The 16591-nt window shown below is 29.5% G+C and carries 15 protein-coding genes, 1 other RNA gene and 1 pseudogene; 2 read left to right on the top strand and 15 right to left on the bottom strand.

Annotated elements, in window-relative coordinates; genetic code table 11:
- Nucleotides 1-16 precede the first annotated feature (16 nt).
- Complete coding sequence (locus JOC62_RS03585; protein WP_204593791.1) at nucleotides 17-1201, top strand: 3D domain-containing protein; 1185 nt, start codon at nucleotides 17-19, stop codon at nucleotides 1199-1201.
- Between the two features lie 220 nt (nucleotides 1202-1421).
- Here the strand turns inward: JOC62_RS03585 and JOC62_RS03580 are convergent, their stop codons facing one another.
- The 9 genes from JOC62_RS03580 to JOC62_RS03540 all read right to left on the bottom strand — a co-directional run bounded on the left by JOC62_RS03580 (nucleotide 1422) and on the right by JOC62_RS03540 (nucleotide 10301).
- Nucleotides 1422-2192 (bottom strand): formate/nitrite transporter family protein, encoded by a 771-nt coding sequence (locus JOC62_RS03580; RefSeq protein ID WP_204593790.1) that lies wholly within the window; start codon nucleotides 2190-2192, stop codon nucleotides 1422-1424.
- 265 nt (nucleotides 2193-2457) lie between these two features.
- Nucleotides 2458-3384: an N-acetylmuramoyl-L-alanine amidase gene (locus JOC62_RS19090; RefSeq protein WP_243425000.1), complete on the bottom strand. Its 927-nt coding sequence runs from the start codon at nucleotides 3382-3384 to the stop codon at nucleotides 2458-2460.
- Between the two features lie 487 nt (nucleotides 3385-3871).
- Nucleotides 3872-4216: RNase P RNA component class A (rnpB, locus tag JOC62_RS03570), an RNA gene on the bottom strand.
- Nucleotides 4217-4268: 52 nt separating this feature from the next.
- Nucleotides 4269-4472 carry a hypothetical protein gene (locus tag JOC62_RS03565; protein WP_204593789.1) on the bottom strand — a complete coding sequence of 68 codons (204 nt, stop codon included), beginning with the start codon at nucleotides 4470-4472 and terminating at the stop codon, nucleotides 4269-4271.
- 61 nt (nucleotides 4473-4533) lie between these two features.
- Nucleotides 4534-5328 (bottom strand): Nif3-like dinuclear metal center hexameric protein, encoded by a 795-nt coding sequence (locus tag JOC62_RS03560; RefSeq protein ID WP_423882970.1) that lies wholly within the window; start codon nucleotides 5326-5328, stop codon nucleotides 4534-4536.
- A 16-nt stretch (nucleotides 5329-5344) separates the two neighbouring features.
- Complete coding sequence (locus tag JOC62_RS03555) at nucleotides 5345-6040, bottom strand: tRNA (adenine(22)-N(1))-methyltransferase (protein ID WP_204593787.1); 696 nt, start codon at nucleotides 6038-6040, stop codon at nucleotides 5345-5347.
- 120 nt (nucleotides 6041-6160) lie between these two features.
- Entirely contained in the window at nucleotides 6161-7285 is a 1125-nt protein-coding gene (rpoD, locus tag JOC62_RS03550; protein ID WP_204593834.1) for an RNA polymerase sigma factor RpoD, read from the bottom strand.
- 7 nt (nucleotides 7286-7292) lie between these two features.
- Entirely contained in the window at nucleotides 7293-9065 is a 1773-nt protein-coding gene (gene dnaG / locus JOC62_RS03545; protein ID WP_204593786.1) for a DNA primase, read from the bottom strand.
- Between the two features lie 204 nt (nucleotides 9066-9269).
- Nucleotides 9270-10301, bottom strand: coding sequence for a deoxyguanosinetriphosphate triphosphohydrolase (locus tag JOC62_RS03540; RefSeq protein WP_204593785.1), 1032 nt, complete (start codon nucleotides 10299-10301; stop codon nucleotides 9270-9272).
- Between the two features lie 169 nt (nucleotides 10302-10470).
- Between JOC62_RS03540 and JOC62_RS03535 the strand changes: the two genes are divergently transcribed.
- The gene (locus tag JOC62_RS03535) at nucleotides 10471-11058 is read left to right on the top strand and encodes a protein kinase family protein (RefSeq protein ID WP_204593784.1); all 588 of its coding nucleotides are present in this window, start codon (nucleotides 10471-10473) and stop codon (nucleotides 11056-11058) included.
- On the opposite strand, the pseudogene ppdK reads toward JOC62_RS03535, so the two are convergent.
- From ppdK to JOC62_RS03505, 6 genes and pseudogenes are all read right to left on the bottom strand, one after another.
- Nucleotides 11038-12936 (bottom strand): annotated as a pseudogene (gene ppdK, locus JOC62_RS03530) (pyruvate, phosphate dikinase); the annotation flags it as partial. The gene JOC62_RS03535 and the pseudogene ppdK sit on opposite strands and share 21 nt — an antisense overlap.
- Nucleotides 12937-13025: 89 nt before the next feature.
- On the bottom strand, nucleotides 13026-13658 hold the full coding sequence (gene ccpN, locus JOC62_RS03525; protein ID WP_204593783.1) for a transcriptional regulator CcpN: 633 nt from the start codon (nucleotides 13656-13658) through the stop codon (nucleotides 13026-13028).
- Between the two features lie 190 nt (nucleotides 13659-13848).
- Entirely contained in the window at nucleotides 13849-14487 is a 639-nt protein-coding gene (locus tag JOC62_RS03520) for a DUF4342 domain-containing protein (RefSeq protein ID WP_204593782.1), read from the bottom strand.
- 6 nt (nucleotides 14488-14493) lie between these two features.
- A complete protein-coding gene (recO, locus tag JOC62_RS03515) occupies nucleotides 14494-15243 on the bottom strand; it encodes a DNA repair protein RecO (RefSeq protein WP_204593781.1) in 750 nt (249 codons plus the stop codon).
- Between the two features lie 11 nt (nucleotides 15244-15254).
- Nucleotides 15255-16145, bottom strand: coding sequence for a GTPase Era (era, locus tag JOC62_RS03510; protein ID WP_204593780.1), 891 nt, complete (start codon nucleotides 16143-16145; stop codon nucleotides 15255-15257).
- Nucleotides 16146-16156: 11 nt separating this feature from the next.
- Nucleotides 16157-16555: a cytidine deaminase gene (locus tag JOC62_RS03505; protein ID WP_204593779.1), complete on the bottom strand. Its 399-nt coding sequence runs from the start codon at nucleotides 16553-16555 to the stop codon at nucleotides 16157-16159.
- Between the last annotated feature and the right edge of the window lie 36 nt (nucleotides 16556-16591).

The following is a 16591-nucleotide window of genomic DNA, read 5'->3' as shown; positions in this document are numbered from 1 at the left end:
AAAAGGAGGTCTTTATATGAGAAAAATTTTGATATGTTTTTTTACTGTTTTAGCCTTAACATCTAGTATGGTATTACCGGCTTTTGCAGATAATCTAGATGAAAGTAAGGTCAAATATAACCAAATAAGTGGAGAAATTAAAGATTTAGATAATAAAATAGCAGACTTAGATTCACAAGTTAATGCTCTTAATGCAAAGATACAAAATAATAAAGATAAAATTACTTCAGTTGAAAAAGAAATTGATACTACAAAGCTTAAAATAGCTTCAACTGAAAAGCAAATAGAAGAAGGACAAGCTGTCTTATCCGATAGATTAAGAGCCGTTTATAAGAGTGGTAGCTATTCTATATCTTCTTATATAGCTTTCATATTTGAGTCAAACGGTCTTGGAGATTTACTTGAAAGACTTAATGCTATAAATAAAATAGTAACTGCAGATAATGATATGATAACTGGACTAAAAAGTAATGCATCAGCTTTACAAAATGATATGAAAAGTTTAACTTCAAAAAAAGAAGAAATAGTTAAACTTAATGATGAGAATAATAATAACTTAAAAACTGTCATCGCAAAGCAAGATGACTTAAAAGCATCTAAAGCTAAATTTGATGCTGAAAGATCAAAAGTTGAATCAGTTATTATAGAAAATGAAGAAAAGCTTATTGCTTACCCTATTAATGTTATTGATTCTTCTTCATCATCAATTAGCGATTTACAAAATGCAGTATCAACACTAAAAGAACTATTACCTCAACTTTCTACTTCATCTGTTAAAGACAAGGTTAATTCTTATACATCAAAAGGAAATAGTTTAATTGACAAAAAGAAGGCTGAAGAAAAGGCTAATAATAGTTCAAATAACAATAATAACTCAAACAATACTAAACCTAATAATACTGCAGGTAAAAAAACATTAACTATGGAAGCTACTGCTTATGCTGGACATAATACCACTGCTATGGGTATTAAACCTGTTAGAGATCCTAATGGAATAAGTTCTGTTGCTGTAGATCCTAGTGTTATCCCTCTAGGTAGTAAGGTCTATGTAGATGGATATGGATATGCAATTGCTTCAGATACAGGTGGTGCTATTGTGGGAAATAAAATAGATTTATTTATGAATTCCGAAGCAGAATGTCTCCAATTTGGCAGAAGAACAGTAACAGTAAAAATTATAGCTTACCCAGGAGAATGGTAATCTAAAAAGAGTAACTCAAAATATTTTGAGTTACTCTTTTAAATTTCTAATATAAATTTAAAACTTATTATTTATCACAATATATCATTTATAAAGTTCTATCTCTAATTTTAATTATCAGAAATAAATATAATATATAATATTTTTCTTTTATTTCTGATCAAAAAACTAGGAGCTATTTTAACTTTCAGTTTTATTATGAATTAATTATCTTTATTTATTAATTCAACTTATTTTTTGAAATTATATGATAACAAACTGCTAATAATATTCCACCAACTAAATTGCCTAAAGTGACTATTCCTATATTATATATAAACCCACTAATTGTAATTGACATACCTTGCGGTGATAATATCCCAATAGCTAAAAGTGTCATATTAGCAACACTATGTTCAAATCCAGCTGTTATAAACACAAATAAGCACCAAAATGTCATAATAAGCTTTCCTGATTCACTCTTAAGTTTAATTGAACACCATATAGCTAAACATACTAGTATATTACATAGAACTCCCCTCATAAATAATTCTGAAGCTCCCATTGTCATCTTCATAGCGCTTGTCTTAGCAATAAATTCCCCTACTGGTCCAGTTGCAAGTCCTGCCATAACAAATGCCCATGCACCAATTACTGACCCAATTAAATTTCCTATAAAAGCTGCTATCCAGACCTTTATTGTTTCTATAAAAGAAACTGAGCCATCTAATGAAGCAACAGTCATTACAAAATTGTTTCCTGTAAATAATTCTGCTCCTGCAAATATTACTAAACTAAGTGCAACACCAAATGAAGCTCCCATAACTATTTTTGCTGCAGGTGACCCTCCATTTGTTAAAATTCCTCCAATTGAAAATATTAACATAATTCCAAGACCTATATACAGGCCAGCTAAAATGCTACTTACCATATATCCTAGCTTATTATTTTTTAATAGATTCACCTTGTTTTTTCCTACATTAGCTACAGCTTTTAATTCATCTTTAAACATATATTTTCTCCCCTTAGATTATGTATTTCCCTTGTTAAATATATAACGACTTTTAACCAATTTCCGTGATAATTATCACATTTTAGAAACATATTATCTTTTTATTTTAAAAATTTTATATAATTATATATATTTTTTTATGTAACATATTATTTATATAGTTAATTTATTATATATATTTTTTTTATAATTTAATATCTTCTTCCAATAATAAAAAAAGATACTCACACAATAGTGAGTATCTTTTTTTTATTAACAGTATTCTTTATTTACTATATAAAGCTTTCCAGGTACTTTTTCCAACTACTCCATCTATAGATATACCTTTATTTTTTTGTAAATTCTTAATTGCATTAGTAGTCTTTTCCCCAAATGATCCATCTGCTCCATAGGGTGATAGACTATACCCTCTATTTAATAATCTTTGTTGAATTAATCTAGTTAAATTTCCCTTAGCTCCACTTTTTACAATAACACATGCTCTTAAAGTATCATCTCCAAAATAACCATCTACCTTTAATCCAGCATTAAATTGTCTATTTAACTCCTCTTGTAATTTTTTCACTTCATTTCCGCTAATACTATTTTTCCATAAATCATTTGTATTATTTGATGGAGGATTTATATTACCTCCTTGGGATCCACTACCTCCTGAACCTGCATTTATAGTTTTGTTTAGTATCCCTTCTGCTATAGCCTTACCTATCTTATCAGCTCCAAGAGCCTTATATAATTCAACATCTCTTGTAGCTTCAACAAAACAAGTTTCAATAATCATTGATTGCATAGAAGTTGCTCTTAACTCATATAAAGCTGTACTATGCTTTACCCCTCTATTTTTAAAACCTAAGCTTGATATCTTATTTACTATCCTAATGGCAGATTGAAAACTTTCATTGTAAGTCCACACTTCTGTTCCAATAGCACCATTATAATGATCGTATGCCTTATTAAAATGACAACTTACGAATAAGTCTGCCCCCCAGCTATTAGCTTTATTAACGCCATATGCTAAATCACTATTTATTGTATTATATGAATCACTTGAAGTAACATCAAGTACATCTGCGCCACCTAGTTTTAAATATTTTATAACCTCATTCTTTACTTTTCTATCTTCTGTAGTTTCATCAATTATTCCTCTTGCACCAGGAACACTAAAATTATGTCCACCTCTTACTGCTATTTTCATTTATATCCATCTCCTTTTATTAGCTTTAGTAACTTTTGTATTTATCTGTCTATTATATAAATACTCAACTTATCCTAATTTTGTAATCTAAATTTCTAAACTTATTACTCTTATTTTTAATTTATTCTATAAAAACTTCTATATTAAAAATTTTTATTTTCTTACATATAAATTTTGAAAATTGCAGTTGTATTATTGAGTATACACCTGGTGCTTATGTATTTATTTAAAAAATAATTTATATATTTTAAAAATTAAATATATAAATTTGACTTCTATCATCTCTTTAAATTAAAATAATTTCTGAACAAATTCTGATATAGGTAATCTTTTTTTATTTTTATTAACATACTTTGTTAAATTATATGTCTCACTAAATTCTTTTTAGATTGTTTTTATATATAAATTATTAATTTATATATAAAAACAAAAAAGGTTGAATAAGCGAAACTTTTGTTTCTATCTTATTCAACCTTAACATTCAATTCATGCGAGACAAGCCATAAGCGGAGTTCTGTATTAAGCAATCATCTATCTAGGTTTACTATTGCTAGCAAACTCAAGCGACACACCACGAAGCGGAACGGGCCGTTCCAAAATGCTTCTTTCTCGGTCTTGCTCCAAGTGGGGTTTACATAGCCATAATGTCTCCATTATGCTGGTGAGCTCTTACCTCGCCTTTCCATCCTTACCTAAGAAAACTTAGGCGGTATATTTCTGTTGCACTATCCTTCGAGTCGCCTCGACTGGCCGTTAGCCAGCACCCTGCCCTATGGAGCTCCGACTTTCCTCTCCTAGCTCTAAGGCTAGCAGCGATTGCACGTCTTACTCGCAAGATTTATGATATCACATAATTTAAAATAATACAAATAAAAATTTTCCATTTAACAAACAAGTACAAATATTATAATTAATAGAGCCATTATAATTATTCCTGTAAAGCCTACCCCTAAAAATAGCAACGTAAAAAACATTGCTATACATACAGCAATTTTTGCAGGAGTAAACCAAGCTATACAATTAAGTCTTCTAATAAATTGCCATCCTGGCAATCCGCCAAAGATTCCACCTCTTCTTCTTCTACCCATAACACCATCCATAAAATATTATTATTACTTAATGTATGTGTTATTTAATATTTTGTTACTTTTAAAAAAATGTGTACGGATCGTTACTTACTTTAGAATCTATAAATTCTATATTTTTAAAATTTTCTTTTAATGTTTTCATAGTTTCTAAAAATACTAACCACTCTGTATTAAAATGTCCAGCATCAATTATATTTACTCCTAATTCTTTATAATCTGATGCAAAATGATATGTTGTATCCCCTGTTATTATACAGTCAGAACCAAGTTTTACTGCTTCACTTATAAAATCTTGACCGCTTCCATTTATTATAGCTAAGGTCTTAACTGTATTTACTCCTTCTACAACTCTTAAGTTGTTTATATTAAGATTTTTCTTTATTAAAGATATAATTTCTTTAATATTAGTTTCTTTTTCTAATCTAACTATTCTTCCAAGACCTGCATTATTAAAACCATTTATTCTAGATTCTTCAATTATTTCACATGAAGTAAATCCTAGCATCTTAACAATAGTATCATTTATTCCATTCTCTACAGAATCTAAGTTAGTATGACTTGAATATAATGAAATATCATTTTTTATAAGTTCTATTATTTTACTTCCTAATAAATCGTTTTTTATAATTTTATTAGGTTTTCTAAATATAAGTGGATGATGAGTTATTATCATATCACATCCATTATCTTTAGCCTCTTCTATGACTTTTTTTGTACAATCTAAAGCTAATAATATTTTACTAACTTCTTGTTCTTCATCACCAACCATAAGACCAACATTATCAAAATCTTCTTTTAACACTTCTGGTGCTATTTTATTCATAGCATATTTAATATCTTTAACCTTTATACCCATATTCTTCATCTCCAAACTAATTACAATAATTTTCTAAATTAGTTAATATAGCTACTTTTTCTTCTAATTCTTTTTTTCTATTTAAAGCACTTTCTGTATCATCTTCTATAAAACTTAATATTTTTTCATATTTTTCTTTTTTAGCGTTTATGTATTCTCCCATTAAAGGATGTCTATCTCTTAATAATTTCGGACTAATTTCATAGTAAATAGGATCTAACTCTGTTTCTTCTCCAACCTTAGCTTTAACCTTAAATAATTCATAATACTTATCTTCATCTATACATAAATCTTCAGCAATAACCTCATATCCATTAGTATAAAGGTATTCTCTTAATACCTCTGGATTTTGTGCTGGTTGAAGTACCATAAATTCTAATTCTTTTACCTTATCTTTATCAGCTTCAAGTATATCTCTTATTAAATTTCCACCCATGCCTGCTATAATAGCAACTTGAGCTTCTCCAAGTTTTATAGTTTCTAATCCTCCACCTAATCTTGTATCAATATTTTCATCAACACCTTCAAATATTGAGTTTAATTTAGCCTTATCAAGTGGATCTTTATTTATATCTGATGCAATAGCATTTTTACATATTCCATTTTTAACTGCATATATAGGAATATATCCATGATCTGTTCCCACATCAACTAAAGTATCACATTCTTCAATATGATCTACTATTAAACTTAATCTTTTACTTAATTCCATAACTCGTCTCCTATTTCCTAACAATGATTTTTAATATAATTTCTCTTTTGTTTTACAAAATTTTATTATAACATATAATATCAAAAATAAAATAGCACCATTTAAGGTGCTATTTTAAGATTAATCTAAATAATCTTTAAGCTTTTTACTTCTTGATGGGTGTCTTAATTTTCTTAGAGCTTTTGCTTCTATTTGTCTAATTCTTTCTCTAGTAACATTAAATTCTTTACCAACTTCTTCAAGAGTTCTAGCTCTTCCATCATCTAATCCAAATCTTAGTCTTAGTACTTTTTCTTCTCTTGGAGTTAATGTATCTAAAACATTTATAAGTTGTTCTTTAAGCATTGTAAATGCTGCTGCTTCAGCTGGTGCTAATGCATCATCATCTGGAATAAAATCACCTAAATGGCTATCCTCTTCTTCTCCAATTGGAGTTTCAAGTGAAACTGGTTCTTGAGCAATTTTTTGAATTTCTCTGACTTTTTCAACTGGTAAATCCATAACCTTTGAAATCTCTTCTGGGAAAGGATCTCTTCCAAGTTCTTGTAATAATTGTCTTTGAACTCTTATTAACTTATTTATAGTTTCAACCATATGAACAGGGATTCTTATAGTTCTTGCTTGGTCTGCAATAGCTCTTGTAATCGCCTGTCTAATCCACCATGTAGCATATGTTGAGAACTTATATCCTTTTCTGTAGTCAAATTTTTCTACAGCCTTTATAAGACCTAAATTACCTTCTTGTATAAGGTCTAGGAAAAGCATACCTCTTCCAACATATCTTTTTGCTATACTTACAACAAGTCTTAGATTGGCTTCTGCTAATTTCTTTTTAGCATATTGACTTCCTTCTTCTATCTTCTTAGCAAGTTCTATTTCTTCCTCTGATGATAATAGTGGAACTTTACCAATTTCTTTTAAGTACATTCTAACTGGGTCATCTATTGCAATACCTTCTGGTACACTTAAGTCTAATTCCTCTTCCTCAGCCTCAGCTTCTTGTGGCTCACCTATAACTTCAATACCCATTGACTCTAAAACCTCATAGATTTTCTCTATTTGTTCTGGAGTTAATTCAATATTGTCAATCTCATCCATAATTTCTTTATAAGTTAATGAACCGCTTTTCTTTCCTTTATCTATAAGACTTTTAACTACGGTCATCTTTTGATTTCTATCTTTCTTTTCTTCTTTACCTTTTACCTTTGTTTTTCCTGCCATAATTTTGTGACCTCCTTCCGTCATGACCAAATTAAACCCTCTCTCCCCTTTTTAGTGCATCATTTATTTTATTTAGCTCTAACGCAATTTTTATTGATTCCTCTATTAATCCTTCTTTTTCTAACCCTTTTAATTTTACTTTAAGCTCTTCTACTTTTTTTCTAAGTTTAAAATCTTTTATTTGCTTTATGTAGTCTAATACTAGTCTTTGTACATCTCGAGCTTTTAAAACTTGGAATTCTTTTATTTTTACCCATTCTTTAGAAGAATCTACGTCATCGCAACCTGCCTCAACATGTAGATTAATATCATTTAATCCATTTTCTTTAGCCTCTTTAATCAAATTAAAGATTTTTGCATGTGCTTTAGAATTTAAGTCATCTGATGAAATATTTAAAGTTATATCTTCATAACAATCATCCTCTAGCATTAATTTTATTAATGATTTTTCAGCTTTTATATAACCAGGCTCTACATATAATTTTGTTCCATATTCTTCCTTTTTATTCATTAAATCATCACTTTTCGTATTCCTTGTAATAGCAATTAGGTCATATAATGACTGTTCTTTAATTCCTGTGTCTTCTGATATACTTTTTACGTAAATGTCCTTTTCTACAGGGTTCAAATTTGCTAATATTTCTGTAACTCTATTACCATACTCTACAAGTGAAGATTTATCTTTAAAGTTTATTCCTTCTTTTGCTTTGCTAAGTCTATAACCTATTAAGCTATCAGCTTTATTAACTAATTTCAGAAAGGCTTCTCTTCCATTACTCCTTACAAACTCATCCGGATCTTTTCCTTGAGGAATTTGAAGTACTCTAACATCAAACCCAGCCTCTTTTAAAATTTCAAGTCCTCTTAAGGTGGCTGTTTGACCTGCAACATCTGCATCATAGGAAATAATAACCTTATCTGCATATCTTTTAAGTAGTCTTGCTTGATTAACTGTAAGTGCTGTACCTAAAGATGCAACAACATTTGTTATTCCATATTGATGAAGTGAAATTAAATCCATATATCCTTCAACAATAATAAAATATCTTTCCTCTATTTTATTTTTAATAGCAAAATTTAACCCATAAAGATTTGTTCCTTTTTGGAACACTAATGTCTCTGGAGAATTTAAATATTTAGGTTTTGAATCATCTAACACTCTACCACCAAAACCTATAACTTCTCCTTTAATATTAAATACGGGAAACATTACTCTGTTTCTAAACCTATCATATACTGTTCCTTTTTGACTTTTTATTACAAGGCCTGCTTCAAGCATTAAAGCTTCATTAAACCCCTTTTTCTTAAGGTACATACGAAGGTTTTGCCATCCATCTTTTGCATAACCTAAACCAAATCTCTTTATGGTTACTTCTTTCATTCCTCTATTTGTAAAATACTCTTTTGCATTTTTATCCCTTTGAAGATTTGAGAAAAAGTATCTTGCAGCCTCTACATTTATCTTATATAAAAGTTCTTTCTTCTTAACTACTTTACTTTCTTCTCCATTTCCAAGGTTTAAAGGAATGTTTGCACGCTCAGCTAAAAGCTTGCAACTTTCTATGAAGTTTAAGTTCTTTTGCTTCATTACAAATGTAAGTACATTGCCAGCTTCTCCACAGCCAAAACATTTATAAATCTGCTTATCCTGTGAAACACTAAAAGAAGGCGATTTTTCTCCATGAAATGGACAAAGTCCCATGTAATTACGCCCTGATCTTTTTAACTTTACTGTTTCTGAAATAACATCAACAATATCATTTTCTTGCTTAATTCTTTCAATAGTTTCTTCTGTAATACGCAAGGAGCTTCTCTCCCTCCTCAGCTTTTTTTATGCAACCTATATTGTATTCGACATTTTTTTTAGTATTCCTTCTTTTATTTATATATAATTGTAGAATATTATATTTTTTTCACTCTTTATTATTTATTCTGCTTAAAGAATAAAATTCCTTCTTTTTATTCAATAATTTTATGTTTCCTAATTTTGTATTTTTTATTCCTTAAATTAGTATATTACTAGTTTAGGAACATAAATTTCATTAAATTTATTAAGACAATAATCATCACTCATACCAGCAATATAATCTGCTACACCTCTATATATCCCCTCTTCCTCCACTATATCTTTATAAAGCTTTGGCATTTTTTCTGGCTTTTTGGTATAAAAATCTATTATTGCCTCCAAAATAAATTTTGCTTTATCTCTCTCTACCTTTAAAATTTCTCCTAAATAAATATTTTTGAACATAAAACTTCTAAGTTCTCTCATAGCTTCATCCTTCTCTTTACTAAGGCCTACTTTAAATACTCCTTCATCTAAGTTTTTATTTGATTCAATTATAAAATCTGTAACTAACGTCTCTATTCTTTGAGAATGAGTTTTTCCAAGTACCTTTATTACTTCTTTCGGTAACTCTTCTTCGTTTAATAAATTTGCCCTTATAGAGTCATCAATATCATGATTTATATAAGCTATTTTATCTGAATACTTTACAATTCTTCCCTCTAACGTAATTGCATCATAATTTTTATTCTTAGAAAGTCCACTATGCTTTAAAATTCCATCAATGACTTCCTCTGTTAAATTTAATCCCTTCCCATCCTTTTCAAGCCTCTTGACAACTCTTACACTTTGTTCGTTATGCCTAAAGCCTTCTTTAAGGAACTTATTCAAAACTTCTTCTCCATTATGTGCAAATGCAACATGACCTAAATCGTGACCTAATGATATTGCTTCTATTAGATACTCATTAAGTCCTATTCCTATTCCTATTGTTCTTGCAATTTGAGATACTTCTAATGTATGAGTTAATCTATTTCTATAATGATCCCCGTTTGTTCTAATATAAACTTGTGTCTTATCCTTTAATCTTCTAAAGGCCTTTGAATGTACTATTCTATCTCTATCAACCATATAACATGTTCTAACTGAATCATCTTGTTCTTTTCTTTCTCGCCCTCTACTTTCGAATGAGAATTGCGATTCTTGTCTTAATGTCAACCTTTCAAACTTCTCAATTTTCTCTCTTATAACCATATATTTTCACCTCATATCAACTATTCTATAATTATCTCTAAAATCCTCTAATTATTACTTCAATTTATTATTTGCAAAAATTTAAAATTTATTATTTAAAATTATATTATTCTATTTCATACTTATTACTAATAGTATAATAATAAGCAATTATTTGAGGGGAGTATTTATGGATAGAAAGAAAGAGCACCAAATTATAGATATTTTTTCTGAAGAAAATATAAAAAAATATATATTAACTCATTACGGCCTAGAGAATGCTAAAGTTAATATTGTAAAATTCAAAGATACAGATAAACAAAGAGCTGTATATAAAGTATGCTTTAAAGGAAAATGTTACTGTCTAAAAAAGGTTTACTTTGACGAAGCTAACCTATTATTTGTATATTCATCATTGGAGTGGCTTTGGCAAAATGGAATAAAGACACCAAAACTTTTAAATACATCATACGGAAATAAATTTGTTAAATTTAATAACATGTATTTTATCCTTACAATATGGATAGATGGAATGAAATGTGACTTTGATAATCTAGACCATGTTATAATCTCTGCAAAGCAATTAGCTGCTATCCATTCATGCTCAAGAAAGTTTACTCCCATTGAAGGAAGTGAAAAAAGAATAGGATTTTCGGACTATTACATATCAACTTTAAAGCATTTCAACCAAATATTGATATCTTATAATACAGCCTACAAATTATTAGATGATTATTCTATTGAGTTTCGCTATCTTGTCTTCCTCTGTATGAGGTAAGAACTCATGTAGTGGTGGATCTAAAAGTCTTATTGTAGCTGGCATTCCTTTAAGTGCTTCATATATACCTATAAAGTCAGCTTTTTGCATTGGAAGAATTTTATTAAGAGCTTTTCTTCTCTCTTCTTCAGTCTTTGCTATTATCATTTCTCTAACAGCTAATATTCTATCTTCTGCAAAGAACATATGCTCTGTTCTACAAAGACCTATACCTTCAGCTCCAAATTCAACTGCTTGTTTAGCATCTCTTGGAGTATCAGCATTAGTTCTAACCTTTAACTTTCTTATTCCATCTACCCACTCCATAAACGTTGCAAAATGTCCAGTTATTTCAGGAGTAACAGTTTTAATCTTTTCTCCATATATATTTCCTGTTGTTCCATCTATTGAAATAAAGTCATTGCTTGTATAAACATTACCATTAACTTCTAAGATTCTAGCATCTTCATTTACTTTAAGCTCTCCGCATCCAGCAACACAGCAAGTACCCATTCCTCTAGCAACAACTGCTGCATGAGAAGTCATACCTCCTCTTACAGTTAAAATCCCCTCAGCTGCTATCATACCTTCTATATCTTCTGGTGAAGTTTCAAGTCTTACTAATACAACTTGTTCACCTTCTGCAGCTCTTTCCTTAGCTTCTTCAGCTGTAAATGCAATTTTACCACATGCAGCACCTGGTGAAGCTGGTAGACCTTTTGCAATTGGATTTGCAGACTTTAAATCTTCATCATAGAAAGCTGGATGAAGTAATGTATCTAATTGCTTAGGTTCAACTTTAAGTATAGCTTCTTCCTTATTAAGCATTCCTTCTTCAACTAAATCAACAGCTATCTTAAGTGCAGCTTGAGCTGTTCTCTTCCCATTTCTAGTTTGAAGGAAATATAATTTACCTTCTTCTATTGTAATCTCCATATCTTGCATATCTTTATAGTGATTTTCTAATGTATTAACAATATCAATAAATTCTTGATATATCTTTGGATTTTGCTCTTCTAATTTTTTTATAGGAAGTGGTGTTCTTATTCCTGCAACAACGTCTTCACCTTGTGCGTTCATTAAGTATTCACCATATATTTCTTTATCTCCATTTGCAGGATTTCTTGAGAATACTACTCCTGTTCCTGAAGTTTCTCCCTTATTACCAAATACCATTTCTTGAACATTTACAGCTGTTCCCCATTCACCCGGAATATCATTTAATCTTCTATAAACAATAGCTCTTGGATTATTCCATGATCTAAATACAGCAGTGATTGATTCAATTAACTGTTCTTTTGGATCTTGTGGGAATTCCTCTCCCTTTTCTTTTCTATAAATTTCTTTGTATTGACCAACAAGCTCTTTTAAATCATCAGCATCTAAATCTGTATCGACAGTAACGCCTTTTGCTTCCTTCATCTCATCAATTTTATTTTCAAATAATCTCTTTTCTATACCCATAACAACATCTGAGAACATTTGAATAAATCTTCTATAAGAATCATAAGCGAATCTTGGATTATTAGTAAGATTTCCCATAGCTTCAACAGCTACATCATTTAATCCTAGGTTTAAAATTGTATCCATCATACCAGGCATTGAAACTCTGGCTCCTGATCTTACGGATACAAGCAATGGATTTTCTGTACTTCCAAACTCTTTTCCTGTTATTTTTTCAAGTTCTTTCATAGAATCTTCAATTTCTTGAATTATAGAAGGTGTTATAACCTTTCCATCTTCATAATACTTATTACAAGCTTCTGTTGTAACAGTAAATCCTTGCGGAACTGGAACACCTAAAATAGACATTTCTGCTAAGTTAGCTCCTTTACCCCCTAAAAGATTTTTCATTGATGCATTTCCCTCTTTAAAAAGGTAAACGTACTTTTTCTCCATCTCAATACTCCTCCGTTCAATACTAATGTTATCTATACTAGCGGAAGCCTATAATTTGCTCCGTAGTTAACCCAATAAAATTTATTTATTTATTTGTTTTGTCCAAGTTTAACAAATAATTTTGTAACGTTAGTCTTTGATACTTTACCCACTATTTTGTATTGTTCCCTGTCATCTACCACAATTTTTTCTACTATTGGAATACTATCAATTTCATGTTCTATTATTTTTGTTGCAATGTCATATGCAGGATCATCTACTGTTCCACATACTATATTTGGCATTCTAGTCATTATAACTCCAACTGGAACTTTGTGAATATCTGTACCACCTATAGCAATTTTAAGAAAATCTTTTCTTGATACTGCACCGGTTAAAAAGCCTGAATTCTCAACGAATAAAGTACCCACATCATTTAAAAACAAGTATACGATTGCATCATATACCATCGTTGATTCATTAACTATTGATGGCTTTGACATTATGTCTCCAACTTTAATTTCACTTATATACTCATGAACTAAACTACTTTTTGGTTTATTTGAGTATACATAACCAACCTTCGGTCTCGCATCTAATGTTCCTATCATTGTTAAAATTGCTAAATCTGCTCTAAGCGCAGCTCTAGTTACACCTAACTTTTCAGCCAAACATTCACTAGTTATAGGTTGACCTTCTCTAACTAGCCTAATTATTTCTTCTTGTCTATCTGACAATTTCAAAACGAATCCCTCTTTCTAAAAATAAGGAATATTCACATTTGTTATATTTTTAAATTATATACTAATTATACCATGTAATTTTTGTTTTACTATATAATATTTTATCAAAATTTCACCAAATATTCTGAATATTCCCTATTTGTTCATTTTATCTTTATCATACAGGTGTTTTTCTTCAAATTTCTTCCATTTATTCCTTATCTTCAAAATTCACTGTGTATGTATATACAGTTTCATCACCTGTATGACTGTTTTTTCTATTTGCTTTTATATTTTTAAAATCGCTTTTTGTATTATTAAATTTACCTTTAACTATATCTGCAATTTCAAAAGCCTTACCTTTAACCTCTACAGCAGCTTTTTCAACATATTTATTTACTACTTCAACAGATCCATCACATCTTGTTATTTCTATAGTTAATTTTGTAGCAACTGCTGCTATTACTCCAAAAGCTAAAATTGGAGGAATTATAACTGCTATAACAGTTGCCGCAATTCCAGCATTAACAGGAACATCAACTAAAATAGTGTCATCCTTTTTAACTTTTATTCTACTTACATTACCCTTTTCTATTGTATCTTTTAACCATGATTTAAGTTCATCTATAGTTTCTCCTCTTTTTGATCCATCATTTGATGAATCTGCTTTAGTATAATCATATTTTGAACTTTCTTCTTCAGCAAATGGAACAACTACATTATTTTCTATATATATTAATGCTTCTAGTACATCACCGTTATTAGATTCTAAAGCTTCCTTTGCAACTTCATAACTAACTCCAGTTCTTTCTCTTATTTGATCCACTTTTTCTAAAGTAATCTCTTTCATAAATTATCACTCCTTTAAGTAATTCAACATTTCTAAGCTTTTAGGCTTTTTCGCATAATTTGATGAAATTATAAATGTCGTTACCCTTTCTATTTCCTTTTTTATATCTTTTGATAAATTAAGTCTAAATATTTTATCCGAACTCATATTTGTTAAAAATTTAAGTGCATTATATGCTCCTTTTGATACATGAAGTCCATGAGTTCTATTACATTCTTCACAAATCCCACCAAAATTTGATAAACTTATGTAGTTTGAAACACCAAGTTTCCTTCTACAGCTTACACATTGATCTAAAAGAAGACCATATCCTGTGGCTTTAAGAAGTTTTAATTCAAAGGCCCTTATAAGAAGTTCATAATCTATAGCATCAGTATCTAAAAGATATAGAGTTGTTATAAATTCTTTATATAACCATCTATTACTTTCTCCATCCATAAGACCTATATCAATAAGTTCACAAAGATAGGATGAATATGTAAGTTTATCTAAATTCCCCATAAGACCTTGAAATGAATTAATAATTTTTCCTTCTTGTAAATTGGATAAATTTTTTCCTTTAAAAATCATATAGTCTCCATAGCAAAGAGGAAGAGTGATTGCAAACAACTTACTCTTATTTCTTTTTGCGCCTCTTGCTATAGCTGTGATTTTCCCAAGTTTTTCAGTATATAACCAGACTAATTTATCATTTTCCTTATAATCCTGAGCTTTAATTATTACACCCTGCGTTTTTAATAAGGACAATTTAATCAACCCCCAAAACCTTACTTAAGCTTCTTATATCCTAATTCCTTAAGTAATGTTTGGTTATCTCTCCATTCTTTTCTTACTTTTACCCATATTTTTATATTAACCTTACTTCTTAAGAATCTTTCTAATTCATATCTTGAAGTTTCTCCAATCTTCTTTAGACATTGCCCATTTTTTCCTATTATTATTCCTTTATGAGAGTCTTTTTCGCAAATTAAATCTACTTCTATATGATAAGTTCCATTTTCTTTTTGCTTCATTTGTATTACATCTACAGCAATACCATGTGGAACTTCATCTCTTAATGTTCTAAGTGCTTTTTCTCTAACTATCTCTGATACTACAAATCTTTCTTGTACATCAGTAATCATATCTTCTGGATAGTATTTAGGTCCTTCTGGTAATTCTGCAACCATTAATTCTAATAATTTATCTACATTTTTACCCTTTATAGCTGATATTGGCACTATCTCTTTAAAATCAAACTCTTTTGCAAAGTCTGCTAAAGATTTTGCAACTACATCTTGAGTAAATTCATCAATTTTATTTAAAACTAAGAAAACTGGAGCATTTTTACTTTTTAGTGACTCTAAAATAAACTTATCTCCTCTTCCTATTTCTTCACCTGGATTAGTTAAGAAAAGAATTAAATCAACATCCTTTGTTGAATCCTTAGCTGAATTAACCATATATTCTCCTAGCTTGTGCTTAGGCTTGTGAATACCTGGTGTATCTACAAATACCATTTGATAGTCATCTGTAGTTAATATTGTTTGAATATTATTTCTTGTTGTTTGTGGTTTATTTGAAACTATTGAAAGTTTCTCTCCCATTATATAGTTCATTAAAGTAGATTTACCTACATTTGGTCTCCCTACTATTGATATAAATCCTGATTTAAACATTCTTCCTCCTGTTACTCTAGATCCTTCTTTGTAAAAGATCCTGGCAATATTTCATCTAAAGTTTTTTCTATATAATCATTTTCATTTTTTATAATGTAAATTTTCATATCTTTGCTTTCTGCAAATTCTGTAATCACCTGTCTACATATACCACATGGATATGTGTAATTATTAACATCACCAATAAGTGCAAGCTCTTTTAATACTTTATTACCCTTTGATACCCCATTAAATATAGCAGTACGTTCTGCACAATTTGTTGCTCCATATGATGCATTCTCAATATTACATCCAGTATATATATTTCCATCTTCAAAAAGTGCTGCTGCTCCTACCTTAAAATTTGAATATGGACAGTATGCTTTTTCTCTTGCTGAAATTGCCTCTTTTATTAATTTTATGTTTGCCATATAACATCCCTCATTTCTAAATTGTATAAACTATAT

This window comes from Clostridium sardiniense, assembly GCF_016907995.1.
In the GTDB taxonomy this organism is placed as follows: Bacteria; Bacillota; Clostridia; order Clostridiales; family Clostridiaceae; genus Clostridium; species Clostridium sardiniense.
The sequence above is the reverse complement of the archived record's forward strand: the minus strand, read 5'-3'. Positions and strand labels throughout refer to the sequence as shown.